Raw genomic sequence first — 22,422 nt, 5'->3', positions numbered from 1 at the left:
GTGGCCGTGACCAGCGAGGAGCGGCGATGACCGAGGACCGCAAAGTGATCGTGTCCATCGCCGACGAGGAACTGTCCTCGATCCCGGCGGTGGTGAGCGCGCTGGAAGAGGCGGGGCTCACCGTCGACGCGGTGCTCGAACCGATCGGCACGGTGACCGGGTCGATCGGCTCGGGCGACGTCGCCGCGCTGCAGGACGTGCCCGGGGTCCGGGACGTGGAACTGCAGCGCGACGTAGACCAACGCTGACACGCGCTGACACCCGCTGAGTCAGAAGCGGTTGCGCAGGTAGTCGTCCACCACGGCGGCGCCGAGGCCGTCCAGGTCCGGCGCCACCACCCGCCCGCCGGAGCGGCGGGCGATCAGGTTCACGAACGAGGTCAGGCGCGGGTCGTCACCGAGGCGGAACACGGTGACGGCCGCGCCCAGCTTCGCCAGCCGGTCCACCTCGGTGAGGGTCCGGCGGATGGTCTGCGGCAGCGGCGGGTAGGAGAACTCCGCCTCGCCGTCGGCCTCCAGGTGGGCGGTCGGCTCCCCGTCGGTCACCATCAGCACCACCGGCCGCGCGCCGGGGTGCCGCCGCAGGTGCCGTCCGGCCAGCAGCAGCGCGTGGTGGGCGTTCGTGCCCTGCTCCCATGCCCCTTCCAGGCCGACCAGGTCACCCAGCTCGACCGGCGCGGCGTAGCGCCCGAAGGTGATCAGCTGCAGCGCGTCGTGGCGGAACCGGGTGGAGATCAGCTGGTGCAGGGCCAGCGCGGTGCGTTTCATCGGCAGCCACCGGCCCTCCTGCACCATCGACCACGAGGTGTCCACGCACAGCGCGACCGCGGCCCGCGACCGGTGCTCGGTCTCGGCGATCTCCACGTCGGAGACGTCCAGCCGCACCGCCGCGCCGCCGGTGGAGGCGTTGCGCAGCACCGCGTTGCGCACGGTGCGCGACGCGTCCCACGGCTGGGTGTCCCCGAACCGCCACAGCCGGGTCGAACCGGTCGGCTCGCCCGCCGCGCCCGCCGAAGCGGTCTCGCGGTCACCCGTGCGCCCGCGCAGCGAGCGCACCACGTCCGACAGCGCCGTCTCCCCCAGCCTGCGCAAAGCCTTGGGGGACAGTCGAAGCGACCCGTCCGGCGACCGTTCGAACAACCCCTGCCCACGCAGTTCGCGTTCCAGTTCGGACAGCCTGCGGGCGTCCACGGCGGCGTCCTGGCCGAGCTGGCGGGTCAGCGCCTCCAGGTCGAGGTCGTCCAGGCTCGCGCCGGGATAGGACTGCGAGAGCTGCTCGGCCAGCGCGTCCAGTTCGGCGAGGTCGGCCATCGCCTGCGCGCCCTCGCCGAGCCCCATCGGGTTGTTCCCGCGGAACCGCCCGGCCGACTCCCAGTCCTCACCCGGCCGCAGTGCCCGCAGCTGGGAATCCAGGTTGGCCAGCTGCTGCGCGAGTTCGGGACTGCCGAACGCCTGCTGCGACAGCTCGGCCAGCTCGGCGCGCTGCTCCGGGGTCATCGAGTTGAGCATGCGCTGGGCCGCGGCCGACCGGGCGGCCAGTGCGTCGATCAGCTCGTCGATGTTCTTCGGGTTCTCCGGGAAGTATTCGCCGTGCCGCCGCATGAACTCGGCGAAGCGCTCGGGGACGTCGGAGAAGCCCTGCGCGTGCGCGGCGAGCAGCGCGTTGAGGTCGGCCAGCATCTGCCGGACCCGCTCGACGTCCTCGGGCCGCGTGCCCTGCAGTGCCTCCTTCATGCCCTCGAACCGAGAATCCAGCAGCTCCTTGCCGAGCAGCTCCTGGATCTTCTCGAAGTTCTCGCGGCCCTGTTCGGACCGCCACGAGTACTCGGCCAGCTCCCGCACCGCCGCCGCGGTACCCGGGGGCAACGCGTCCAGGCGGGCTTCGTCGAACCGCGCGTCGTCGGACGGATCCGGGAACAGCGCGCGCTTCTCCGCGTCGAGCGCTTCGTCCAGCAGGCGCCGGACCTCGTTGAGCGTGCCGTCGAGGTTGTTGCGCCGCTGGATCTCCGAGCGCCGCTGCCAGATGCGGCGGGTCAGCTCGTCCAGCCCGGTGGTGCCGCGGGTGCCACGCCGGAGCAGTTCCTCCAGCGCCGCGCGGGGCGACGAGCCGCCCAGCACGTCCCGGCCGATCTCGTCGAGCGCGTCGCGGAGGTCGGCGGGCGGGGCCAGCGGGTCGGGACCGTCGTGCCACGGCCCGTACGCGTAGGTCATGGCCCGTACACCGTGCTGGACCCGTCCTCGTCCTTGGCCACCCGGCGGGCGAGGTACAGCGATTCCAGTGCCAGTTCGACCGCGGCGGCGATGCGCCCCGGCGAGTCGTCGGCGGACACCCCCGCGCGGTGGGCGACTTCGTGCAGCAGCGGCAGTTCGGGCAGCGCGGCGAGCACGTCGGCGCCCGGGACGCGGTCACCGGTGGCGACCAGGTGCCCGTCGGCGATCACGTCGGCCAGCGGGCGCAGGTCGAGCCCGGCGAACCGCTCGCGCGCGGTCTCGGCGACCGCCCGGCGCAGCAGGTGCACCAGGTGCTCGGTCTCGCGGCCCTCCTCCCCCGGTTCGAACTCGAGCTTGCCGCGCAGCACGGCCGGCACGGCTTCCAGGTCGACCGGGCGGGCGACGGCGGGCTCCTCACCGGTCAGCGCGGAACGTCGCAACGCCGCCGCCGCAACGGTTTCCGCCGCCGCGACGGCGAACCGGGCGGACACGCCGGAACGCTGGTCGATCACGCTGGACTCGCGCAGGTTGCGCACGAACCGGGCGAGCACCTCCAGCAGCGGGTCCCCCACCTCGGCGACCAGCTGCGCCTCCTGGCGCACCACACCCACCTCGGCCGACAGCTCCAGCGGGTAGTGCGTGCGGATCTCGGCGCCGAAGCGGTCCTTCAGCGGGGTGATGATCCGGCCGCGGTTGGTGTAGTCCTCGGGGTTCGCGGTGGCCACCACGAGCACGTCGAGCGGCAGCCGCAGCGTGTAGCCGCGGACCTGGATGTCGCGTTCCTCCATCACGTTGAGCAGCGCGACCTGGATGCGCTCGGCGAGGTCGGGCAGCTCGTTGATGGCCACGACGCCGCGGTGCGCCCGCGGCACCAGTCCGAAGTGGATGGTCTCGGGGTCGCCGAGGCTGCGCCCCTCGGCCACCTTCACCGGGTCGACGTCGCCGATCAGGTCACCGACGGAGGTGTCCGGGGTGGCCAGCTTCTCGGTGTAGCGCTCGGTCCGGTGCAACCAGGCCACCGGCAGCTCGTCGCCGAGTTCGGCGGCCCGGCGGCGCGAAGCCGGGGTGATCGGGTCGAGCGGGTGCTCGGGCAGTTCGGCGCCCTCGATCACCGGCGTCCACTCGTCGAGCAGGCCGGCCAAGGTGCGCAGCAGGCGGGTCTTGCCCTGTCCTCGTTCGCCGAGCAGGACCACGTCGTGCCCGGCCAGCAGCGCGCGTTCCAGCTGCGGCAGCACGGTGCGGCCGAAGCCGACGATGCCCGGCCACGGGTCCTTGCCGGACCGCAGGGCGGTGAGCAGGTTGTCGTGGATCTCGGTTTTCACCCCGCGCGGGGTGTACCCGGCGGCGCGGAGCTCCCCCGCGGTGCGGGGCAGGTGTGCTGGTGCGGAGTTCACCCCACCGACGCTACTGACCTCCGCGGCCTCCGTCGACGTGGACCAGCTCCAGGGCCCCGGTACGCTTGGCATCCGTGTGCTGTCCCAGTGCGTCCCTCGCGGTCTGGTCCTCGGCGTGGCTCCACGGTGCCGCGGCCTCCGACGACGCCCTCGACGCGCTCCGGGTGTGGGGCGAGGACCACGAGGTGGTGGCCGCCGACCCGCTCGTCGCCGACGCCTTCGACATCCCGGTCACCGGCGAGCGCCCGGCCGGGCTCGCGACCTTCCTCACCGCGTTGCGCCGCCTCGGGGCCGGCTCCGCGCGGTTCGTGCTGCCGGTGCCCGGCGACGTGCGCGGTCTCGGCGGCGGTGGCCCGCTGACCGAAGCCGCGCTGCGCTCGGGTGAGGCGGTGGTGTTCCCCGACGTCGGGTACGGCGTGGTGCCGGAGACGATCGCCGAAGGCCTGCTGCGCTGGACCGTGCACCGGATCACCACGGCGGCGCCGATGGAGTACGTCGGGCTCGGCGAGGCCGAACACGACCTGACCAGCGCGACCCGGAACAGCGCGGGCGCGCTCCAGGAACTGGACGTGGCCAGGGAACGCCCCGGCGTGCGCGCCGAACTGTCCGAGCGCCTGCGTCGCACGGCCCACGTGAGCTGGCCGTCCGGCACCCCCGGCCGCGCGCTCCGCGTGTTGCAGCGGGCCGAAGAGATCGGCGCGATCCTCGCACTGGCCCACGCCGACGACCCGGGTGGCGCGCTCTCGGCGTCGGCCGCGATCCGCCGTGCCGACGCGCTGCGGCCCCTGAGCGACGCCGTCCGGACCGCCCGGTTCGCCGCCGTCAACGAGACGATCCGGGTCTTCGCCGATCAGCCGGACCGGTTGCCGTGATCGTGCTGGCGCACGTGAGCGACCTGCACCTCGACGGCGGGCCGCGCAGCCTGGACCGGGCGGCCCGCGTGTTCGCCCACCTCGACGGGCTGCCGGGCGAGCTCGACGCGGTGCTGGTGACCGGCGACCTGGCCGATCACGGCCTGGCCGAGGAGTACGAGCAGGTCGCCAAGCTCTTCGCCGGTCCGCGGAAGCCGCTGCACTGCCCCGGCAACCACGACGTCCGCGGGCCGTACCGCGAGGTGTTGCTCGGTGAGCAGGCCTCCGACGAGCCGATCAACCAGGTGCACCGCGTCGGCGGCGCCGTGTTCGCCCTGTGCGACTCCAGCATCCCCGGCCGCGCCGACGGCCACCTCGACGACGGAACGCTCGCCTGGCTCGAATCGGTCCTCGACGGCGCCGGGGACGATCCGGTGTTCGTGTGCTTCCACCACCCGCCGGTCGTGCTGCACATCCCGTACATCGACGACATCAGGCAGTCGGGCACGGACCGGCTGGCCGCGCTGCTCGGCCGGTACCCCAACGTGGTCGCGGTGCTGTGTGGCCACGCGCACACGGGAGCGGCGAGCACCTTCGCCGGCCTGCCGCTGCTCGTCGTGCCGGGGGTCGTGTCGACGGTCAACCTGCCGTGGGAAAGCCACGAGACCACCGACCTCGACGCGCCGCCGTCGATCGCCTTCCACCTCCTGGACGACGACCGGCGGCTGACCACGCACTACCGCGTCGTCCCACCGGGCGCCTGAGCCGAGAGGGCGCGGATCGCTTCGGTGATCCCCTTCTTGTCGTAGCTGTGGGTGGGCATGGTCGCCGCGTGGGCGTGCCGGATGCTCCCGTCCCGGTCGATCAGCAGGCTGCCGGACTGCTGCAGCGCGCCGAACACCTTGCGCGGCAACCCGACCGCTTCGTGCGGTGAGCCGTGGCGGCCGGTGACCACCTGGAACGGCAGCTTCCGCTTCGCCAGCCAGGCCGCGGCCCGGGTCCGGCCTTCCGGGACGGCGACCAGGACACGCACGTCGGTGGCCGTCAGCTGGGCGAGGTCCTTGACGTGGTTGTTGCACACGGGACACGTGGTCGAGCGCATGAAGTACAGCAGCACGTTGTCCTTGCCGCGGTAGTCCGCGAGCCGGACGGCGTGCCCTTCGGTGTCTTCCAGTGCGAGGTCGGGGACGGTGGTACCGATTTCGAGCATGACGGAACTCCTCGGGAATGGCTGGTGCGGTTACCGGGCGTCCAGCAGCAGCTGGCGGACCGCGGCCCTGGCCCGGTGCAGCCGGGACTTCATCGCGGGCGTGCTGAGGCCGAGCGCGTCGGCGACCGCGCGGCCGGGATAGCCCTGGATGTCACGCATGATCAGGACGCGACGCTGGTCGGCGGGCAGTTCGGCGATCGCCGCGGCCACCCGTTGTGCCTCCAGCCGTTGCAGCACGTCGTCCTCCGCGGACACCACCGCGCCGGAATGCGCCAGATCGTCGCCGCGCCAAGCCCGGCGGGCCCGGCGAAGGCATTCGTTGCGCACGATCCGGAACATCCACGACGCCAGTGCGCCGGATGCCCGCAGGGTGCCGATCTTGCGGTACAGGATGATCAGCGCTTCCTGCGCCGAGTCCTCCGCGTCCTCCGGCGACGCGCACAGCGAGCGCGCGAAGCGCTGCACGTGCGGGTGTGAACCCGAAACCAGGGCGGCGATGGCACCGGGATCCCCGCCCTGCGCGGCGGCGACCAAGGTCTCCCGGGGCCACCCATCCCGGTCCACGGCGTCCACGGCAACCTCCTCCAGCACCGGGACTGTCCCGGCCCCTACAAGAGCCGGGTCCCGCCGAGAAGGATTCAGCTCACCGGACGCCGGCGAGCCGGTTCGCAGCAGGCGATCGCACAGGGCGCGCCGTTGACCGTGCAGCCCGCCACCGGGAAGTCCGACAACTTCCGCGCGGGAGCACCGGAAACCTGCTCACGGATCAGTTCCACGACCAGCTCGGCGAAGCGGGGATCGGTGCCGGGCGTCGCCGCGCGGGCGAAGCCCATGCCGAGTTCCTGCGCGCGTTCGGCGGCTTCGTTGTCCAGGTCCCAGATGACCTCGAGGTGGTCGGAGACGAAACCGACCGGGCAGACGACCACCGAGCGCACACCCTCGGCGTGCAGCGCGTCGATGTGGTCGACGATGTCCGGTTCGAGCCACGGCACCTGCGGCGGCCCGGAACGCGACTGCCACACCACGTCGTAGGTCCCGACCCCGGCCTCGGCTGCCACCAACCGCGCCGCTTCGGCGATCTGACGCGAATACCGGTGCCCGCCTTCTTCGGGTGGCCCGGCTGCCTTGTCCGCGCTGACCGGCACCGAGTGCGCCACGAACACGATCCGGGCGCCCGCCGGGTCGTCCAGTTCGGCGCGGGCCGTGCGCAGGGCGTCGGCGAAGGCACCGATGAACAACGGGTGGTCGAAGAACTGGCGCAGCTTGGTCAGTTCCGGCGCGTCCTCGCCGACCGCCGACCGCGCGCGTTCGATGTCCTCGTCGTACTGACGGCAGGCGGAGTAGCCACCGTAGGCGCTCGTCGGGAAGACCAGCGCGTTGCGCACGCCGTCGGCCTTCATCCGGGCCAGCGTGTCCTCGACCATGGGCTGCCAGTTGCGGTTGCCGAAGTAGATCGGCAGGCCGAGCCCCTGTGCCGCGAGCTCCTTCTCCACCGCCGCGATCGCGTCGCGGTTGAGCCGGTTGATCGGCGAGACGCCGCCGAAGTGCTGGTAGTGCTCGGCGACCTCTTCGAGGCGCTCGCGCGGCACACCCCGCCCGCGCGTCACGTTCTCCAGGAACGGCATGACCTCGTCCGGGCCCTCGGGACCACCGAACGACAACCAGAGCAACGCGTCGTAACCCACGGTGTCCATCTTCCCCCGGTGATCCCGGCCACGCTTGCCCGGGGTTTTGCAACAAGCGGTCCAAAACAGGTAGGGTGCTGCCCATGGCCCGCCCCCGTGAATTCGACGAGCGAGCCGCCATCGACTCCGCGATGCACGCGTTCTGGCGAGGCGGCTACGAAGGCACGTCGACCCAGCAGCTCTGCGAAGCCACCGGACTCGGGCGCAGCAGCATCTACAACACCTTCAGCAGCAAGCACGCGTTGTTCGTCCGCGCGCTGCAGCACTACTGCGACACCATGACCCAGCACCAGATCGACTTCCTCGAAAGCCCGGGGTCGCCGCGCGAGAAGCTGCGCACCCTGCTGCTGGACACCATCGAGGACGAGTTCACCAGCGACCACCGCGGCTGCCTCGCGGTGAACACGCTCGCCGAACTCGGCGACAAGGACCCGGAGGTCGGCGCCCAGCTGGCGAAGGACGCTGAGCGCTACGTGGCCGCGATACACGCTGTGGTGCTCGCCGGGCAGCGCGAAGACGAGCTCGACAGCGACCACGACGCGCTGGTGGTGGCCCGGTTCCTGCACAGCCAGATCGCCGCGCTGCGGCTGAGCGCACGCAGCGGCACCGACCGCCCCACGCTCGAACGCATCGCGGAACTCGCCCTCAGCACGCTCTGACCTCCCGTCGCCATCCGCCCGACCTTGCGCTGCCCACATTTTGAACCATTCGATCCAAAACAAAGGGGGACGGATGCCGATCGCCGTCTACGTACTGGCGCTGAGCATCTTCGCGCTCGGCACCTCGGAGTTCATGCTGTCCGGGCTGCTGCCGCCGATCGCCACCGACCTCGGCGTCAGCATCCCCGACGCCGGGCTGCTGATCTCGGCGTTCGCCGTGGGCATGCTGGTGGCCGCGCCGCTGCTGGCCGCGGCCACGCTCCGGTTGCCGCGCAAGCTCACCCTGCTCGGCATGCTCGTGCTCTTCCTGCTGGGCAACGTGGTCGGCGCTGTCGCACCCACCTACGGGCTGCTGTTCGCCTCGCGGGTGGTCAGCGCGGCGGCCGCCGCCGGGTTCTGGGCGGTCGCCGCGGTCACCACGGTGGCGATGGTGCCGCCGGAACGCCGTGGCCGCGCGCTGGCGGTGATGGCGGGCGGGCTGACCGTGGCCAACGTGCTCGGCGTGCCGGCGGGCACCTTCCTCGGCCAGTTCGCGGGCTGGCGCTCGGCGTTCTGGGCGGTGGCGGCACTGACCGCCGTGGCCATCGTCGGGGTGCTGCTGCTGGTGCCGTCGGTCCGGCCCGCTGCCGAGCGCCCGAGCCTGCGCGGCGAACTGCGGTCCTACCGCGATCCCCGGCTGTGGCTGGCTTTCGCCATCACCTCGGCCAGCACCGCGATGGCGATGGCGACGTTCAGCTACCTGGCTCCCCTACTCACCGAGGTGAGCGGCCTGCCGACCGGCTGGCTGCCCGGCGTGCTCGGGTTGTACGGCGTGGGCGCGGTCATCGGCATCACCCTGGGCGGGCGGCTCGCCGACGTCCATCCACTGAGGACACTGGCGGGCGGGATCGGCGCGGCGGTGGTGGTACTGGCGGTGCTCGCGGTGGCCGGTTCGTCGACCGCGGTGGCGGTGACGGCGGCGTTCCTGCTGGGGCTGACCGGTTTCCTGACCAACCCCGCGCTCAACGTCCGCGTGTTCGCGCTGGCCTCGGCCGCGCCGACGCTGGCCGGCGCCAGCAACGTTTCCGCGTTCAACGCCGGCATCGTGGTGGCGCCCTGGCTCGGCGGCCTGACCATCGACGCCGGCCTCGGCTACCTCAGCGTCACCTGGGTGAGCATCGCGCTCGGCGTGCTGGCCCTCGGTGGCGTCGCACTCGCCTCCGCACTGCAGCAGCGGGACGAACGCGCACTGGTTCTCGCCTGAAACCCTTGACAGGAAAGGAAAAGCCATGACACGCGAGGTGCTGGCGGAACTCGACCGCCGGATGGCCGACTACGACCCCGGCCGGATCGCCGGACTGTTCGCCGAGACCGTCGACTGGGACATCCCCGGCGACACCGCGACCGTGCCGTGGATCGGCAAGCGCACCACCCGCGCCGAGGTCCGCGAGTTCTTCGCCGACCTGGACCGCTACCTGGAGCGCGACGTCTACGAGGTGGAACGGACCTTTGTGGACGGTGAGCGGGCGGTGCGCACCGGGCACCTGCGCTCGCGGGTCCGGTCCACCGGGCGCTGGATCGAGACCCGGTTCGCCATCGAAATGACCGTGACCGGTGGCCTGATCACCCGGTACCACCTGCACGAGGACAGCTGGCACATCGCCGAGGCCACCCGGCCCGCCTGATGCCCTGAGCCCGGGACGGCTCCGCTCAATGCCAGGAGTGGGGCATTACTTGCGTTCAATGCAAGTAATGCCCCACTCATAGCATTCGCCAGGCTTGGCTACGGGGTCAGAGGCCGAGCGTGTGCACGCCGCCGTCGACCCAGATCATCGAGCCGGTGGTGGCGGGCAGCCAGTCCGAGAGCACCGCGCAGATGGACTTCGCCACCGGCGTCGGGTCCTGGGTGTTCCAGCCCAGCGGGGCCTTCTCGCCCCACATGTCCTCCAGCTCGCCGAAGCCGGGGATGGACTTCGCGGCCATGGTCTTCACCGGACCGGCCGAGACCAGGTTGACCCGGATGCCCTTCGGCCCCAGTTCGCGCGCCAGGTAGCGGTTGACCGACTCCAGCGCCGCCTTCGCCACGCCCATCCAGTTGTAGGCAGGCCAGGTCACGCGGGCGTCGAAGTCCATACCGACCACCGACGCGCCCTCACTGAGCAGCGGCAGCACCGCGGTGGTCAGCGACTTGAACGAGTACGCCGACACCTCCACCGCGACCGAAACGTCCTCACGCGGGGCGTCCAGGAACGGCGCGCCGAGGCAGCTCTGCGGGGCGAACCCGATCGAGTGCAGCACCCCGTCCAGGCCGTCGACGTGCTCGCGCACCCGGTCGGCCAGCGTGTCCAGGTGCTCGTTGTCCTGCACGTCCAGCTCGATCACCGGCGCGGGCTCGGGCAGGCGCTTGGCGATCCGCTCGACCAGCGACATCCGCCCGAAGCCGGTGAGCACCACCTTCGCGCCCTGCTCCTGCGCCACCTTCGCGGCGTGGAAGGCGATCGAGCCGTCGGTGATCACCCCGGTGATCAGCAGGCGCTTGCCTTCGAGCAGTCCGGTCACAAATACCTCCAGGTTCGGGTGGGAAAACGGGTCGGTGGCCCTGGCGTCAGTGGCCCATGCCGAGGCCGCCGTCGACGGGCAGCACCGCGCCGTTGACGTAGCCAGCCTCGTCGGACGAGAGGAAGCGCACCGCCGCCGCGATCTCAGCAGGCTCGGCGTACCGGCCGGACGGGATCGTGGCGAGGATCTCCTTGCGGCGGGCCTCGGGCAGCTCATCGGTCATCTCGGTGGTGACGAAGCCCGGCGCGATCACGTTCGAGGTGATGTTGCGCGAGCCCAGTTCCCTGGCCAGCGACCGGGACAGCCCGACAAGGCCGGCCTTGCTCGCCGCGTAGTTCAGCTGGCCGGCCGAACCGGAGAGGCCGACCACCGAGGAGATGAACACGAACCGGCCCCAGCGCGCCTTCAGCATCGCGCGGGTGGCGCGCTTGGCGACGCGGTAGGCGCCGGTCAGGTTCGCGTCGATCACCCGGGTGAACTGCTCCTCACCCATGCGCATGAGCAGCGTGTCGTCGGTGATGCCCGCGTTCGACACCAGCACCTCGACCGGCCCCTGGTGCGCTTCGACCTCCTTGAAGGCGGCGTCGATCTGCTCGCTGTCGGTGACGTCGGCACGCACCCCGAACAGCCCGTCGGGAGCGCCGGAACCGCGGTGGGTCACCGCGACCTTGTGCCCCTGCGCCGCGAGATCGCGCGCGATCGCCAGGCCGATGCCGCGATTACCCCCGGTGACCAGAACGGACCGTCCCACGTATGCACTCCCTAGTCCTCGTGCCGCTGCTGACGCACGAAGGTTATCCATCCGGGTACCGGCCGCTGCACGCGCGCCACCTCTACTGGCTGGTAGCCCCGGTACGGCACAATGCGCGGAAAGCCCGAGGTGGAAGGACCCGTCGTGCGCGTGCTGCTCGTCGAGGACGACGACGGGGTGGCCGACGCCCTGACCGAGTCGCTCGGGGGTCGCGGGCACGTGGTGACCAGGGCCGCGCGAGGCGCCGACGCGCTCACCCGGCACGGTGACGCGGACCTCCTCCTGCTCGACCTCGGCCTGCCCGACACCGATGGGCTCGACGTGCTGCGCCGGATCCGCCAGGTCTCCGCCGTGCCGGTGGTCGTGCTCACCGCCCGTGACGACGAGCGCTCGGTGGTCAGCGGGCTGCACCTGGGCGCCGACGACTACCTGACCAAGCCGGTCCGCCTCGCCGAACTGCTGGCCCGGATGGACGCGGTCGCCCGCCGGGCTCGCGACAGCGCGGCGTTGGAGGTCGTGCGGGTCGCCGACGTGGAGATCGACCTGGCCGCGCGGCGGGTGCTGGTCGGCGGTACCGAGGTCACCCTGACCACCAAGGAGTTCGGCTTGCTGGCGGTGCTGGCGGACCGTCCGGGCACCGCGGTCAGCCGCCAGCAGCTGATGGACGAGGTCTGGGGCGACGCCCGGCTGGCCGTGTCCCGCTCGCTCGACGTGCACCTGACCCAGTTGCGGGCGAAGCTGAACCGCCCTGGCCTGCTCACCACCATCCGCGGCTTCGGCTACCGGCTCGGCGGCTGACCCGTGCGCGCCCGCCTGCTCGTCGCCCTGCTGGTGTTCGCACTGGTCGCGGTCGCCGGTTTCGCCGTGCCGCTGCTGTCGGCCACCGCCGACCAGCGCACGCAGCAACTGGTGATCAGCCGCAACGCCGACGTCGACCGCTTCGTCCTGCTCGCGCAACAGGCCGTCGAATCCGGCGACGTGGCGATGCTGCGCGCCGAGGCGGAAGCGTATAGGACGTTATACAACGAACCGGTGCTGGTGGTCGACGCCAACCGCCGTCCGCTGGTGGAAAGCCAGGAGCTGAGCGCGGACCAGCCGCCGGTCCGGGAGCTGATCGAGGCCACCCTGCGCAACCAGGCCGCCCCGGCGCCGGAGACCCTCAGCCCGTGGTCGGCCGAGCCGGTGGTGTTCGCGCGCCCGGTCGGCCCGAGCACACGCGTCGCCGGTGTGGTGCTGCTCCGGGCCTCGGTGGACACCGCCGCGGCCGAGGTCGGTCGCCGCTGGCTGCTCACCGGCCTCGGCGCGGTGGCCGCGGCCCTCGCCTTCGCCGCGCTGGCCTGGCTGTTCGCGCGCTGGGTGCTGAAACCCCTGCACCAACTGGAAGACGGGGTGCTCGCGGTGACCGGCGGACGGCGCGTCCAGGTGCCGGCCAGCGCGGGCCCGAAGGAATTGCGCGTGCTGGCCACCGAGTTCAACCAGATGTCCGACGCCGTGCTGGAATCCGCCGAGCAGCAACGGCGCTTGGTCGCCGACGCTTCTCACCAGCTGCGCAACCCGATGGCCGCGCTGCGCCTGCGCGTGGACTCACTGGCGCCCGAGGTCAGCGAGGACGGCCAGCGCACCTACCGGGCGACGGTGACCGAAGTGGAGCGGCTGGAGTCCCTGCTGGACGGACTGCTGGCGCTGGCCGTCGCCGAGAGCACGGCGACCAGGGCGGCGGCCGAAAGTTCGCCGGAGTCCGCGGATCTGGGCAGTGTGGTCGCGGAACGGGTCGACGCCTGGCGCCCGTCGGCCGAAAGGTCCGAAGTGGACATCCGCGTGGGCGAACTCCCCGACGTGCTGCTGCGGTGTCCCGAAACCGATCTGGCGCAGGTCCTGGACGTGCTGCTCGACAACGCCATCGGCTACGGCGGTCCCGAGGTCACCCTGAGCGGTTCGACCTCGGACGAAAACGTGGTGCTTCTGGTCAGTGACAACGGTCCTGGACTGTCCGAAGAGGAACGAGCGAAGGCCACCGAACGGTTCTGGCGACGCGGCGGCGACGGTGCCCCACGCGGCACCGGACTCGGCCTGGCCATCGCGGAACGGCTCGCCACCGCCCACGGCGGCAGCCTGAGCCTGCACGACACCGAGCCACACGGCCTGACCGTCCGCGTGGCACTCCCCTTGGAGTCCCCATGAGACGCCGCAGCCTGCTCCTCGGCGGCCTGGCGTTGCTCACCGGCTGCGCGCCCGGCGGTTATCGCGGCCCGGAGCGCAAGGTGACCATCGCGGCGGGCGAACGCGGGGGCTTCTACCTGGCCTTCGCCGAACTGCTCGCCGCCGAGATCACCAAGGCCGAGCCGGACCTGCACGGTGAAGCTGTGGTGACCGAGGCCAGCGTCGCCAACGTGACCCAGCTCCGCGACGGCACCGTGGACCTCGGCCTGGTGCTGGCCGACGTGGCGCAGACCGCGGTGCTCGGCCAGGAGCCGTTCCCCGCGCCGGTGCCGCTGCGTGCGCTCGGCCGGGTCTACGAGAACTACCTGCAGGTGGTCGTCCGCGCCGACGGCCCGGTTCGCGACCTGGCCGGGCTCGCCGGGCGGCCGGTGGCCATCGGTTCCCGCTTCTCCGGCGCCGCCTTCCTCGCTCAACGGATGCTCACCGTCGCCGGGATCGAAGTCCAGCCCAGCACCCTGCTGCTCGACGACGCGATCGCCGCGCTGCGCGAGCACCGGGTGGACGCGCTGATCTGGTCCGGCGGGGTGCCGACCCCGGCGATCAGCGGACTCGACCGCGACACCCCGATCCGGCTGCTCGCGCTCGACCAGGTGCTGCCGGTGCTGACGGCGGTGCACGGCCCGGTCTACGAACAGGTGCGCGTGCCCTCCCGCGCCTACGACGGCGTGGGCGAGGTACCCACCATCGGCACCGCGAACCTCCTGGCCTGCGCGCCTTCCCTGCCGGACGACGTGGCGGCGGCCGTGGTGCGCGTCCTGGTCAACCACGCCGCCGACCTGGTGCCCGCCGAGGCGGTCGGCGCGCAGTTCCTGGACGTGCGCACGCTGATCGGCACCGGCGAGGTCCCGCTGCACCCCGGTGCCGTGCGGACCTACCGCGAACTGCACGGCTGAAACGCTCGCACAGCCGGGATGCCCCGTTCCGCCTACCGCACCAGGCCCGAATGGCCGCGCGACGAACGGCTCGCCCACCCCTAGATCCTGCGGGCCGACGGGTCGCGTGTGGACGGTGTGCGCCTCCTCGACCGAGACTGGACCGCGGTGATCCCCAGCGATTACGACCTCGGCGTGGAGGCGATCCCGGGCCGGCAACCCCAGTTCCGGGTTCTGTGGTGAGCAACCCCTGTTGCGCCGATCGCATCTTGATCAGCGGTCAACAGCGCGGTTCACTTCCGGCACCAGTGCTGACCGGCCACGGAGGAACCCCGATGACCCAGCCCGCTTCCCTGTCCGACGCCGAACTCTCCGGGGCACCGCCGAAACCGTGGCGGCTGGTGCTGCTCTCCGGCCTGGCCGGGGTGGTGCTCGCCGTGCTGTGGTCCCCGCACCTGGTGGACAAGGTGATCGCGGGCGGGATCGCCGGGCCGATCTTCGGCGAGGACCTCGCCGGGGTGGCCATCTCCGGTTCGGGCATGGCCATCGCGTTCGCCTTCGTCACCGGCGTCGCGGGCATGTTCACCGCGTGCAACGTGGCCGTGTTCAGTGCGCTGGCCCCGCTGGCCGCGCAGCCCGGTGACCACCGCAGCCGCCTGCTGGCGATGCTGCGCCCGATCGGTCTGCTGCTCTTCGGCGCGGTGGTGGTCTCGGGGCTCTACGGCGCGATCGGCGTGCTGTTCAGCGACGGCATGCCGCAGCTGTCCTCGGCGCGGCTCGGCGACCCGGAGACCGGGCTGCCGGTGCGCATCCTGCAGGCCGGGATCGTCTTCGGCATCATCGGCCTGATCATGCTGTGGCGCGGGCTGAGCTACGCCGGGATCGCCCGCAACCCGCTGGCCGGGCTCTTCGCCCGCCGTCCCGGGGCCGAACTGGTCTTCCTCGGCGGGCTGATGGGCGCGTTCCTGATCGGCAGGCCGTACCCGCCGTTCCGCAAGCTGTACGAGTACGCGGCCTCCACCGACAACCCGCTGCTCGGTTTCCTCACCTTCGCGCTGCAGTCCGCGGGCAACATCGCCGGGGTGGCCGTGTTGTTCCTGATCGTCATGCTGGCCACCCGCGGCCGCTTCCAGCGCTGGCTGACCCGCTCCCCCGGCCGCGCGGCCCGCGTCTCGGCCGCCGCCTTCATCCTGGTCGGCACGTTCTTCGTCTTCTACTGGACGGTCAAGCTGGGCTACCGCGCCGGCGTCCTGTGGTGGCCGAACATGCCGTACAACTCCTGATGGGGTGAGTGGTGGCCACCAACGTTTTCCTCAGCGGCGGAGCCGCTGGCTGTGGGCCGCCGACCCGCACCGCCGCGGGTTCTCAGGCGTCTTCTCGCGAGGACAGCTTCACCGTGGTGAATCGGTATTCATGAGGTGGAGATCCCGGAGCGAGAAGACGCCTGAGGTTCCGCTACCCGCACCGCCACGCAAACCACTGTCTAACCTTCTTTAGGGTAGGCCGGTGTTCCGCATCTTGTTCTACCGGCCGGAAATCCCGCCCAACACCGGCAACGCCATCCGGCTCGCGGCGAACACCGGGTGCGAACTGCACCTGGTGGAGCCGCTCGGGTTCAACTTCGAGGAGAACCACCTGCGCCGCGCCGGGTTGGACTACCACGACCTGGCGGTGGTGCGGGTGCACCCCGATCTGGCGTCGGCGTGGGCCGCGCTGCTGCCCGCGAAGGTCTACGCCTTCACCACCGCGGGCAGCAAGCGCCACACCGAGGTCGCCTACTCCCCCGGTGACGTGCTGATGTTCGGGCCGGAGTCGGCCGGGTTACCACCGGAGGTGCGCGACGCCCCGGAGATCACCGACCGCGTCCGCCTGCCGATGCGACCGGCGAACCGGTCGCTGAACCTGGCCAACAGCGCCGCCGTCTCCGTCTACGAAGCCTGGCGCCAGCATGATTTCGCCGGTGCGTCCTAGGCGCTGTCCGGTGAGTCCGGTCGATGGGCTTCGTGATCCAGGTGGGCGCGGAGAGCGCGACCTTGACTTACCGGACAGTGCCTAAACGGACACGGGGGTCTCCCAGTCGAGGTGGTGCTCGTAGATCCACCGGCTCGGGTCGGCGCCGGTGCGGGCCATCCGCTTCATCGCCACGCTCATGATCAGGTCGCGCGGCAGGCGGGCGATCGGGCCGAGCGCCTTCCAGCCGCCCGTCCGGTTGCCCTGCTCGACCACGCGTTCCACCCGCTCGCGGCGCAGGCCTTCGTAGGCGGCGAACGCGTGGTCGACGGACGTGCTGTCCCGCAGGCACTTGGCCAGCACCACGGTGTCCTCGATGGCCATGGCCGCGCCCTGCCCGATCGAGGGCGCGGTGGCGTGGGCGGCGTCGCCGACGATGATCATCCGGTCGCGGTGCCACCGCGGCACGGTGGGCAGGTCGTAGGTGTTCCACCCGGCGAACACCCGGTCGGTGGCCGCGACGATGTCCGCGGCGGGCCCGCGGTCACGCCGGAACAACTCGGTCAGGCGGGCACGCCACTGCTCCGGGGTGATCGCCGCCAGCTCCGCCGGGGTGGGCTCGGTGGGGTACGCCGGGTTCGCCACCCACCAGACCTCGCCGTCCGGGTGCACGGTGTAGGCGAAGAAGCAGCGCCTGCCGAAGATCGCGTTCATCACGCCCGGCTCGGTACCGGTCTCGACCCCGCGGGCGTAGCCGCCGGTGTTGAGCAGTCCGGCGTACCGCGCGCCGGGCGCGTCCGGGGCGATGATCTCGCGGGTGCGTGAGCGCAGGCCGTCCGCGCCGATCAGGAGGTCGCCCTCGGCCGTGGTGCCGTCGGCGAACTCCGCCCGGACGCCGTCGCCGGTGCTTTCCGCGTCGACGAGCCGCTTGCCGTACTCGACGCGCACGCCACGGCGAACGGCCTCCTCACGCAGCGCGCGGTACAGGTCGGCCCGTTTGACCGTGCGGCTGACCGTGCCGTCCGAAAGCGCCGTGCCGTAGGGCAACTCGCCGAGCTTCCGGCCGGAACCACTGGTGATCGCCATGCTCGGGGTGTCGAACCCGAGCTCTCTGACGTCCATCCCCAGCGCGTGCAGCGCGTCGAGCGCGTTCACCGCCAGCGTCAGGAAGACCCCCGCGTTGTCGGCGCCGCGGTCGTACGCCTCGTAGACGACCGGGTTCAGCCCGGCCTTGTGCAGGGCGATCGCGCTCGCCGCGCCCGCGACACCGCCGCCGATGATCATCGTTGTATATGCCATAAACCCAGGTTTATAGCATATACTCGGCCCCATGGCCGACAAACTGCCCGCCGCGATCGAACTGCTCTGGGCCGGACCCGGCGACCCGGAACCCCGCCAGGGACTGAGCGTGTCGAGGATCGTGCGCACGGCGGTGGAGCTGGCCGACGCCGGTGGCCTCGAAGCGGTGTCCATGGCCAAGATCGCCGACCGGCTGGGCTTCACCGCGATGTCGCTGTACCGGCACGTGCCGGGCAAGGACGAGGTGCTGCTGCTGATGCTGGACCGGGTCGCGGCCGTACCGCCCGAACTCGACGATCCCGGCGACGACTGGCGGCTCGGCCTGGAGCGCTGGTGCCGCGCCCAGTGGACGATGCTGCGGGCCCATTCGTGGATCCCGCACCTGCCGATCACCGGCCCGCCGATCACGCCGAACCAGCTGGCGTGGACCGATCGCGCCCTGCGCACCTTGCGCGGCACCGGGCTCACCGAAGCCGACAAGGCGGGCGTGGTCCTGCTGGTCGCGGGCCACCTGCTCACCGCCGCCCGGATGAGCGCCGAACTCGGCACAGCCGCTTCGAGCGAGTCGGTGGCCGCACACAGCGCCCTGCTCGGCGAGCTTGTCGACGCCCGCCGCTTCCCCGCACTGCGCACGGCGATCGAGGCGGGCGCGTTCGACTACCCGGAAAGCACGGCCGAGCCGGACCGCGAATTCGGCTACGCCTTCGGCCTCGACCGCATCCTGGACGGCGTGGCCGCCCTCATCGAGAAGCGGGCTACGGCAGGCGCTGACCGATGAGCAGGGAGCTGCCGACCCCGACGAAGAGCACCAGGGTGCCCAGCACCACCCACGGCCTGCTCGCGTCGGCGTCCTTGGTCTCGTAGCCGATCTGCTCGCCGAGGTTGGCGTAGACCTGCTTGAGTTCCTCGGCGGTCGCCGCCTTGTAGAACTCGCCGCCGGAGAGCTTGGCGATCTCCCGCATGGACTCGTCGTCCACCTCGACCGGGACCTGTTCGCCTTCGATCTCGACGGTGCCCTGCGAGGTGCCGAACGAGATGCTGGAGATCGGCACCTGCGCCTGGCGCGCGGCCTGCGCGGCGGTGAACCCGCCCCTCGGCCCGTACGGGTCGTCGGTCGGCACGGTCTGCTTGCCGTCGGTCATCAGCACGATGCGGGCCGGCGGCGGGCCCTCGGCACCCGCGATCACCGACGAAAAGCCCTCGATCGACTGCAGCGCCGCGAACACGCCCTCACCGGTCGCGGTGGACTGGGCGAGCTTGAGGTTGTCGATCGACTTGACCACGTTGACCCGCTCGGTGGTCGGCGCCACCAGCACGGTCGCCGTGCCCGCGAAGGAGATCAGCCCCAGGTTCACCCCGGGCGTCAGCCCCTGGGCGAACGAGCGCGCCGCCTCCTGCGCCGCCTTGATCCGGCTCGGCGCGACGTCGGTGGCCTCCATCGACAGCGACACGTCGATCACCAGCATCACCGTGGCGCGGTTGCGCGGCACCTTCGCCTCGGCGGTCGGCCCGGCCAGCGCCACGGTGAACAGGATCAGCGCCACGGTGATCAGCGCGGCCGGCACGTGCCGGATCCGGCGCTCGCTCCTGGGCGCCACCTTCTCCAGCAGCTCGAGGTTGGAAAAACGCAGTGTGCGGCGCCGCCGCAGGCGCTGGACCACCACGTAACCGGCCACCACCGCGGCCACCGCGATCAACAGCAGGAACCACCACGGCGCGGCGAATCCGGTCAAACTCATGCGACACCTCCCGACCATCCGCGCTTGCGGGCCACCACGAAGCGGACCATGTCCGCGATCCAGTCCGAATCGGTGCGCAGCACCAGGTGCCCGGCCCCGGCGCGCCGGATCCCGGCGGCCACCTCGGCCCGGTGCGCCCGTGAAGCGGCACCGAACTCCTTGCGCAGCAACGGGGTGGCGTGCACCTCGCGCTGGCGCCCCGACTCCGGGTCGGCCAGCACCACGGTGCCCACCTCCGGCAGGTCGAGGTCACGCGGGTCGAGCACCTCGACCGCGATCAGCTCGTGCCGCGCGGACAGCCCGCGCAGCGGCCGCTGCCATTCCATGCCACCGAGGAAGTCCGAGATCACCACGACCAGCCCGCGCCGCCGGGGCGGCCGCCGCAGCTGCTCGATGGCGGCGGGCAGATCACCCCGGGTGCCCTCACCCGCGCGTGGCGTCTCCGCCACCTTGCGGACCAGGCCGCGCGCGTGGGCCAGGCCGCCCCGGGCCGGGATGCGGGCGGTCTGCGCGCCGGTGGAGATGATCGCGCCGATCCGGTTGCCCCCGCCCCCGGTCAGGTGCGCGAGCGCGGCCATCGCGCAGACCACCAGGTCGCGCTTCTCGCACAAGGCGGTGCCGAAGTCCAGGCTGGCCGAGAGGTCGGCCACCACCCAGGTCTCCAGTTCGCGGTCCGCCACGGTCTCCCGGATGTGCGGCACCGTGGTGCGCGCGGTGACCGCCCAGTCCATCCGGCGCACGTCGTCACCGGGCTGGTACGGCCGCGCCTCCCCCGGCTCGGAGCCGGGGCCGGGGACCAGGCCGAGGTGGTTGCCCTGCATCAGCCCGTCGAGCCGCCGCCGCACGTCGAGTTCGAGCGTGCGCAACCCGGCTTCGAGCCGGTCGCCCCGCAGGATCGGCGGCGCCCAGCGGGGTCGTTCGTCCTTGGTGTCCTTCGCCGAAAACATCTACCTCGCCGCTTACCTGACCGGCGCGCCCGCCGGCACCGGCTGCTGCGGCCCCTGCGGACCCTGCGGCCGGGCCGAAACCTGCGGCAGCGGCACGGTCTGCAGCACCCGGGTGATGATGTGGTCGAGCGGGACCCCGTCGGCCAGCGCGTCGTAGGACAGCACCAGGCGGTGGCGCAGCACGTCCGGCACCACGTCCACCACGTCCTGCGGCAGCACGTAGTCACGGCCGCGGACCAGCGCGAGCGCCCGCGAAGCGGCGATGATGCCGAGGCTGGCGCGCGGGGAGGCGCCGTAGGACACCCAGCCCGCCACGTCGGTGAGGCCGTGCTCGGCCGGGGTGCGGGTGGTCAGCACCAGCCGGACCACGTAGTCGACCAGCGCGTGGTGCACGAAGACCTGTGAGGCCACGCCCTGCAGGCGGACCAGCTCGGCCGGGCTGAGCACCTCGTGCGGCTCCGGCGGGGTCACGCCCATCCGGTAGACGATCTCGCGCTCCTCCTCCGCCGTGGGGTACTCCACCACGATCTTGAACAGGAACCGGTCGCGCTGGGCCTCGGGCAGCGGGTAGACGCCCTCGTTCTCGATCGGGTTCTGGGTGGCCAGCACCAGGAACGGGTCGGGCATCGGGAAGGTCTTGCCGCCGATGGACACGTGCCGCTCGGCCATCACCTCGAGCATCGCCGACTGCACCTTGGCCGGCGCGCGGTTGATCTCGTCGGCGAGCACGAAGTTCGCCACCACCGGGCCGAGTTCGACGTCGAACCGCTCGGCGCCCTGGCGGTAGATCCGGGTGCCGAGGATGTCGGCGGGCACCAGGTCGGGGGTGAACTGCACGCGGGAGAAGGACCCGCCGACCACCCGCGCGAAGGTCTCCACGGCGAGGGTCTTGGCCACGCCCGGCACGCCTTCGAGCAGCAGGTGCCCCTTGGCCAGCAGGCCCACCAGCATGCGCTCGACCAGCCGGTCCTGCCCGACGATGATCCGCTTCACCTCGAACACGGTGCGCTCCAGCAACTGGGCGTCCCGCGCCGGGGTGCCGGGTTGCTGACCGGGCACGCCTTCGGCGTAGCCGGGATCGGTCACGGGTGCCTCCTCGACAAGGGTTTCCTACAGCGTTTTCCTACAGCAAGGTGCTCTACAGATGGTGCCGCCACCGTAGTCAACCGGCGTCCCGGTATGACGGCTGTGAAGACGCGATCACCGCGAGCGGCGCAACCGGTCCAGGTCCTCGGGGGTGTCCACGTCGGCCGCCTCCCCCGCCACCGCGGGTACCTCCACAATGGACAAACCGGTCAGGGTCCGGCGCAGCGCGGCGCCGGCGGGATCGGGCGGGATCGCCGCCCGCAGCGCACCGGCGCGCCACACCCCGGTCAGCCACTGCCGGTGGCCGTCCGCGACCAGCAGGGCACCGTCCGCGTCACCGCGGGCGCGGCGCAGGCGGTCCACTGTGGACGAGGTCAGCCCGGTCAGGTCCGCCGCCAGCAGCGCGATCTCGGTCGCCTCGGGCAGCAGGGCGAGCCCGGCGGCGAGCGCCGCCACGGGACCACCGCCCGGCGGCTGCTCCCTGGTCCAGCGCACGGCGGGCAGGCCGGGCCGCGGCGGGCCGACCACGACCGCGTCAGCCCCGCCGAGCGCGTCGAGCACGCCCGCGAGCAGCGGCCTGCCACCCACCTCGAGCATGGGTTTGTCCACGCCCCCCAACCGCCGGGCTTCGCCACCGGCGAGCACTATCCCGGCGAACACCGGCTCAGGATGCCACGTACCGCTTCGGCGCGCGCCAGGCCCAGGCCCGGCCGGCGAGTTCACGGAACCGTTCCGGGTCGACCCTGGCCAGGTCGACCTCCAGCAGCAGCCGCCGCTGCCGGACGAGTCCGCTGAACACCGACGGCTCCTCCTCGACCTCCGCGCGGACGTCGGCCTCCTTGAGGTGGAGCAGGGCGCGCGTGCCGTCGGCGACCACCGCGGCGAAGGTGCGGCGCCGGATCTGGAAGCTCAGCGCCGCCCCCTCGGCCACCTCGGTGACCTCGGGCAGCGCCAGGGCGATCCGGCGCACGTCTGCTGGTTCGAGCATGGTCCTCTCCGTCCGGACTCGGG

Annotated in this window: 25 protein-coding genes; 12 read left to right on the top strand and 13 right to left on the bottom strand. The window is 72.0% G+C overall.

Going from position 1 to position 22,422, the window contains the following annotated elements; translation table 11 throughout:
• Positions 1-26 precede the first annotated feature (26 nt).
• The gene (locus JOM49_RS23555) at positions 27-248 is read left to right on the top strand and encodes a hypothetical protein (RefSeq protein WP_209666413.1); all 222 of its coding nucleotides are present in this window, start codon (positions 27-29) and stop codon (positions 246-248) included.
• 21 nt (positions 249-269) lie between these two features.
• Here JOM49_RS23555 and JOM49_RS23550 read toward each other — a convergent pair whose 3' ends face one another.
• Both JOM49_RS23550 and JOM49_RS23545 read right to left on the bottom strand, forming a co-directional pair.
• Positions 270-2,210 (bottom strand): vWA domain-containing protein, encoded by a 1,941-nt coding sequence (locus JOM49_RS23550; protein WP_209666412.1) that lies wholly within the window; start codon positions 2,208-2,210, stop codon positions 270-272.
• A complete protein-coding gene (locus JOM49_RS23545; protein WP_209666411.1) occupies positions 2,207-3,604 on the bottom strand; it encodes a sigma 54-interacting transcriptional regulator in 1,398 nt (465 codons plus the stop codon). The genes JOM49_RS23550 and JOM49_RS23545 overlap by 4 nt, the downstream gene beginning before the upstream one ends.
• A 74-nt stretch (positions 3,605-3,678) precedes the next feature.
• Here JOM49_RS23545 and JOM49_RS23540 point away from each other — a divergent pair, with 74 nt between their 5' ends.
• Entirely contained in the window at positions 3,679-4,476 is a 798-nt protein-coding gene (locus JOM49_RS23540; protein ID WP_209666410.1) for an Rv1486c family protein, read from the top strand.
• Entirely contained in the window at positions 4,473-5,219 is a 747-nt protein-coding gene (locus JOM49_RS23535; RefSeq protein ID WP_209666409.1) for a metallophosphoesterase, read from the top strand. Before JOM49_RS23540 ends, JOM49_RS23535 begins: the two co-directional genes overlap by 4 nt.
• Here JOM49_RS23535 and JOM49_RS23530 read toward each other — a convergent pair.
• The 3 genes from JOM49_RS23530 to JOM49_RS23520 all read right to left on the bottom strand — a co-directional run bounded on the left by JOM49_RS23530 (position 5,192) and on the right by JOM49_RS23520 (position 7,350).
• Complete coding sequence (locus JOM49_RS23530; RefSeq protein WP_209666408.1) at positions 5,192-5,665, bottom strand: peroxiredoxin family protein; 474 nt, start codon at positions 5,663-5,665, stop codon at positions 5,192-5,194. The genes JOM49_RS23535 and JOM49_RS23530 overlap by 28 nt on opposite strands.
• 30 nt (positions 5,666-5,695) lie before the next feature.
• The gene (locus JOM49_RS23525; RefSeq protein WP_372444066.1) at positions 5,696-6,238 is read right to left on the bottom strand and encodes an RNA polymerase sigma factor; all 543 of its coding nucleotides are present in this window, start codon (positions 6,236-6,238) and stop codon (positions 5,696-5,698) included.
• 65 nt (positions 6,239-6,303) lie between these two features.
• On the bottom strand, positions 6,304-7,350 hold the full coding sequence (locus tag JOM49_RS23520; protein WP_209671510.1) for a ferrochelatase: 1,047 nt from the start codon (positions 7,348-7,350) through the stop codon (positions 6,304-6,306).
• Positions 7,351-7,433: 83 nt separating this feature from the next.
• On the opposite strand from JOM49_RS23520, the gene JOM49_RS23515 reads away from it, so the two are divergent.
• The 3 genes from JOM49_RS23515 to JOM49_RS23505 all read left to right on the top strand — a co-directional run bounded on the left by JOM49_RS23515 (position 7,434) and on the right by JOM49_RS23505 (position 9,673).
• Positions 7,434-8,009, top strand: coding sequence for a TetR/AcrR family transcriptional regulator (locus tag JOM49_RS23515; protein WP_209666407.1), 576 nt, complete (start codon positions 7,434-7,436; stop codon positions 8,007-8,009).
• 73 nt (positions 8,010-8,082) lie between these two features.
• Positions 8,083-9,252, top strand: a complete 1,170-nt coding sequence (locus tag JOM49_RS23510) for a Cmx/CmrA family chloramphenicol efflux MFS transporter (RefSeq protein ID WP_209666406.1) — start codon at positions 8,083-8,085, stop codon at positions 9,250-9,252.
• Positions 9,253-9,277: 25 nt separating this feature from the next.
• On the top strand, positions 9,278-9,673 hold the full coding sequence (locus JOM49_RS23505) for a nuclear transport factor 2 family protein (protein ID WP_209666405.1): 396 nt from the start codon (positions 9,278-9,280) through the stop codon (positions 9,671-9,673).
• Positions 9,674-9,779: 106 nt separating this feature from the next.
• On the opposite strand, the gene fabI is transcribed toward JOM49_RS23505, so the two are convergent.
• Together fabI and fabG are read right to left on the bottom strand one after the other, a co-directional pair.
• On the bottom strand, positions 9,780-10,547 hold the full coding sequence (gene fabI, locus JOM49_RS23500; RefSeq protein ID WP_209666404.1) for an enoyl-ACP reductase FabI: 768 nt from the start codon (positions 10,545-10,547) through the stop codon (positions 9,780-9,782).
• A 46-nt stretch (positions 10,548-10,593) separates the two neighbouring features.
• Entirely contained in the window at positions 10,594-11,298 is a 705-nt protein-coding gene (gene fabG / locus JOM49_RS23495; RefSeq protein ID WP_209666403.1) for a beta-ketoacyl-ACP reductase, read from the bottom strand.
• 144 nt (positions 11,299-11,442) lie between these two features.
• On the opposite strand from fabG, the gene JOM49_RS23490 reads away from it, so the two are divergent.
• The 5 genes from JOM49_RS23490 (at position 11,443) to JOM49_RS23470 (ending at position 16,361) form a co-directional block, all read left to right on the top strand.
• A complete protein-coding gene (locus JOM49_RS23490) occupies positions 11,443-12,096 on the top strand; it encodes a response regulator transcription factor (RefSeq protein WP_308158845.1) in 654 nt (217 codons plus the stop codon).
• A 3-nt stretch (positions 12,097-12,099) separates the two neighbouring features.
• Positions 12,100-13,479, top strand: a complete 1,380-nt coding sequence (locus tag JOM49_RS23485) for a HAMP domain-containing sensor histidine kinase (RefSeq protein WP_209666401.1) — start codon at positions 12,100-12,102, stop codon at positions 13,477-13,479.
• Positions 13,476-14,411, top strand: coding sequence for a TAXI family TRAP transporter solute-binding subunit (locus JOM49_RS23480; RefSeq protein ID WP_209666400.1), 936 nt, complete (start codon positions 13,476-13,478; stop codon positions 14,409-14,411). Before JOM49_RS23485 ends, JOM49_RS23480 begins: the two co-directional genes overlap by 4 nt.
• Before the next feature lie 314 nt (positions 14,412-14,725).
• The gene (locus JOM49_RS23475) at positions 14,726-15,673 is read left to right on the top strand and encodes a hypothetical protein (RefSeq protein WP_209666399.1); all 948 of its coding nucleotides are present in this window, start codon (positions 14,726-14,728) and stop codon (positions 15,671-15,673) included.
• Positions 15,674-15,896: 223 nt separating this feature from the next.
• Positions 15,897-16,361, top strand: coding sequence for a tRNA (cytidine(34)-2'-O)-methyltransferase (locus tag JOM49_RS23470; RefSeq protein WP_209666398.1), 465 nt, complete (start codon positions 15,897-15,899; stop codon positions 16,359-16,361).
• 81 nt (positions 16,362-16,442) lie between these two features.
• Here JOM49_RS23470 and JOM49_RS23465 read toward each other — a convergent pair whose 3' ends face one another.
• Positions 16,443-17,639 (bottom strand): FAD-dependent monooxygenase, encoded by a 1,197-nt coding sequence (locus tag JOM49_RS23465; RefSeq protein ID WP_209666397.1) that lies wholly within the window; start codon positions 17,637-17,639, stop codon positions 16,443-16,445.
• Between the two features lie 31 nt (positions 17,640-17,670).
• Here JOM49_RS23465 and JOM49_RS23460 point away from each other — a divergent pair, with 31 nt between their 5' ends.
• Positions 17,671-18,417, top strand: coding sequence for a TetR/AcrR family transcriptional regulator (locus tag JOM49_RS23460; protein WP_209666396.1), 747 nt, complete (start codon positions 17,671-17,673; stop codon positions 18,415-18,417).
• Here JOM49_RS23460 and JOM49_RS23455 read toward each other — a convergent pair.
• From JOM49_RS23455 to JOM49_RS23435, 5 genes are all read right to left on the bottom strand, one after another.
• Complete coding sequence (locus JOM49_RS23455; protein ID WP_209666395.1) at positions 18,395-19,378, bottom strand: VWA domain-containing protein; 984 nt, start codon at positions 19,376-19,378, stop codon at positions 18,395-18,397. The genes JOM49_RS23460 and JOM49_RS23455 overlap by 23 nt on opposite strands.
• Positions 19,375-20,325 (bottom strand): DUF58 domain-containing protein, encoded by a 951-nt coding sequence (locus JOM49_RS23450; protein ID WP_209666394.1) that lies wholly within the window; start codon positions 20,323-20,325, stop codon positions 19,375-19,377. The genes JOM49_RS23455 and JOM49_RS23450 overlap by 4 nt, the downstream gene beginning before the upstream one ends.
• Positions 20,326-20,337: 12 nt before the next feature.
• A complete protein-coding gene (locus tag JOM49_RS23445; protein WP_209666393.1) occupies positions 20,338-21,411 on the bottom strand; it encodes an AAA family ATPase in 1,074 nt (357 codons plus the stop codon).
• A gap of 114 nt (positions 21,412-21,525) precedes the next feature.
• On the bottom strand, positions 21,526-22,071 hold the full coding sequence (mobA, locus tag JOM49_RS23440; protein ID WP_209666392.1) for a molybdenum cofactor guanylyltransferase: 546 nt from the start codon (positions 22,069-22,071) through the stop codon (positions 21,526-21,528).
• Between the two features lie 4 nt (positions 22,072-22,075).
• On the bottom strand, positions 22,076-22,399 hold the full coding sequence (locus tag JOM49_RS23435) for an MmcQ/YjbR family DNA-binding protein (protein WP_209666391.1): 324 nt from the start codon (positions 22,397-22,399) through the stop codon (positions 22,076-22,078).
• Between the last annotated feature and the right edge of the window lie 23 nt (positions 22,400-22,422).

The sequence above is a fragment of the Amycolatopsis magusensis genome, from assembly GCF_017875555.1.
GTDB classification, from domain to species: domain Bacteria; phylum Actinomycetota; class Actinomycetes; order Mycobacteriales; family Pseudonocardiaceae; genus Amycolatopsis; species Amycolatopsis magusensis.
Note: the sequence above shows the minus strand (reverse complement) of the source record. Positions and strands in the feature narration are given on the sequence as shown.

Bases quoted from the DNA above. Each gene is read 5' to 3' on its own strand.
- JOM49_RS23555 (WP_209666413.1), top strand. From the start codon at position 27: ATGACCGAGGACCGCAAAGTGATCGTGTCCATCGCCGACGAGGAACTG.
- JOM49_RS23550 (WP_209666412.1), bottom strand. From the start codon at position 2,210: ATGACCTACGCGTACGGGCCGTGGCACGACGGTCCCGACCCGCTGGCC.
- JOM49_RS23530 (WP_209666408.1), bottom strand. From the start codon at position 5,665: ATGCTCGAAATCGGTACCACCGTCCCCGACCTCGCACTGGAAGACACC.
- JOM49_RS23515 (WP_209666407.1), top strand. From the start codon at position 7,434: ATGGCCCGCCCCCGTGAATTCGACGAGCGAGCCGCCATCGACTCCGCG.
- JOM49_RS23510 (WP_209666406.1), top strand. From the start codon at position 8,083: ATGCCGATCGCCGTCTACGTACTGGCGCTGAGCATCTTCGCGCTCGGC.
- JOM49_RS23505 (WP_209666405.1), top strand. From the start codon at position 9,278: ATGACACGCGAGGTGCTGGCGGAACTCGACCGCCGGATGGCCGACTAC.
- JOM49_RS23480 (WP_209666400.1), top strand. From the start codon at position 13,476: ATGAGACGCCGCAGCCTGCTCCTCGGCGGCCTGGCGTTGCTCACCGGC.
- JOM49_RS23475 (WP_209666399.1), top strand. From the start codon at position 14,726: ATGACCCAGCCCGCTTCCCTGTCCGACGCCGAACTCTCCGGGGCACCG.
- JOM49_RS23465 (WP_209666397.1), bottom strand. From the start codon at position 17,639: ATGGCATATACAACGATGATCATCGGCGGCGGTGTCGCGGGCGCGGCG.
- JOM49_RS23460 (WP_209666396.1), top strand. From the start codon at position 17,671: ATGGCCGACAAACTGCCCGCCGCGATCGAACTGCTCTGGGCCGGACCC.
- JOM49_RS23455 (WP_209666395.1), bottom strand. From the start codon at position 19,378: ATGAGTTTGACCGGATTCGCCGCGCCGTGGTGGTTCCTGCTGTTGATC.
- JOM49_RS23450 (WP_209666394.1), bottom strand. From the start codon at position 20,325: ATGTTTTCGGCGAAGGACACCAAGGACGAACGACCCCGCTGGGCGCCG.
- JOM49_RS23435 (WP_209666391.1), bottom strand. From the start codon at position 22,399: ATGCTCGAACCAGCAGACGTGCGCCGGATCGCCCTGGCGCTGCCCGAG.